This is a genomic window from Sinorhizobium sp. FG01 (assembly GCF_002531875.1).
GTDB classification, from domain to species: domain Bacteria; phylum Pseudomonadota; class Alphaproteobacteria; order Rhizobiales; family Rhizobiaceae; genus Sinorhizobium; species Sinorhizobium fredii_C.
Genome location: NZ_NWTB01000059.1, coordinates 1 through 1,340 on the forward strand (window position 1 = coordinate 1; position 1,340 = coordinate 1,340).

A 1,340-nucleotide genomic window follows, 5' to 3' on the forward strand; every position below is an offset into this window, starting at 1 on the left:
CAATGCTTTGGGCACGAGGAACCGACCGTCCAAACGAACGGCTGTTCATGATGATGATCGCGTATGGGTGGAGGCGGAACTGAAGGACGTCGGTGATCAAGCTCTGATGCGCGGGTTGGCTACTGCATTCCCGATTGTGCGTCCGGGGCTGTTCCGATCTTACTACGGGCGTCGGTCAATTGCCGGCCACAAAGCGTCTGACGGGTGTTCCCCTGCCGTTGTCCCGCCTCCGCCCATGCGCGAGGTGCAAGTTCGCTTCGGCGACTTATGATTTGATCGCCTGCGCCTCCCTTGCAACAGCCCACATGAAGCCGGTCAGCTCGCGGGCAATGGCGTGCAAACCACTGTCGTTCGCTTTCCCCGAGTGGCGAGCATTCGATATCGAGATGTCAGCCGGCTCTGAGCCTTCCATGCAATCTCTCGAACTTTCGATGGGGCTTGCTCCATGAGGTAGAGCTTTCTCGTGCCGACCTTCGGCGGATGCCGATAAGTCCAGGCGCTCTCGACCAGCATGTGCCGAACCCGACCGTTGCCGGCCTTGGTGATCGAGCCCCGTCTGACCGTCTCACCCGTTGATCGCTCACCAGGGACCAGGCCGAGATAGCCCATCAGTTGGCGAGGGCTCTCAAATCGGCTCACGTCGCCGACCTCCGTGGCGAATGTAACGGCGACGATCAGGTCGACCCCTCGCAGGGTCTGCAGCGCTCGAATGACCGGCGCCAGCGACCAGGTTGGGACGAACTCCTCGATCACCTTCTCCAGTCGTTCGACGCGCTCTTTCGAGACGCGCACCGCCTCGACCATTTCCTGCAACGCAATCTGATGCGCCGGATGATCGAACTGTTGCTCCTGCAGCCAGCGCAGGTATCGCATCGTCCAGCCCTTCTTGCGTGGATAGATGCGACTGTGTTTGAGCATAAAGGCACTGATCTGTTGTCGGTGAACCCGCAACGTCTCGACAGCAGCAGCTCGAGCGCGAACGAGGTCGCGCATCGCCTCATGGCCCTCATCAGGAACCCACACTGCCGTGAGCTCGCCGGCCCTCAATAGCCGGGCGAGCGCGAGGGCATCTCGACGATTGGTCTTTACTCTGTCGCCTGGCTTCCTGGGGATCAATGATGGAGCGACCACCACACATTCATGGCCAAGCGATCGGATCAATCGATGCAGGCCGTAGCCGGTCGGGCCGGCCTCATAGCAGAAATGCACGCGGTCAAACTTTGCGGCTATCCGCTGGATGATGCGGCGCATGCTGGCATCCGATGCGTCAACCTCACCCCAAAAGCGGGTCTCTCCCTCCCGGCCGGATTCAGCGACAGCGATCGCGTTCTTCAGTTTGG

The 1,340-nt window shown here is 60.7% G+C and carries 1 pseudogene; it reads right to left on the bottom strand.

Annotated elements, in window-relative coordinates:
- Positions 1-265 precede the first annotated feature (265 nt).
- A pseudogene (locus tag CO656_RS29490) lies at positions 266-1,340 on the bottom strand (IS110 family transposase); the annotation flags it as partial.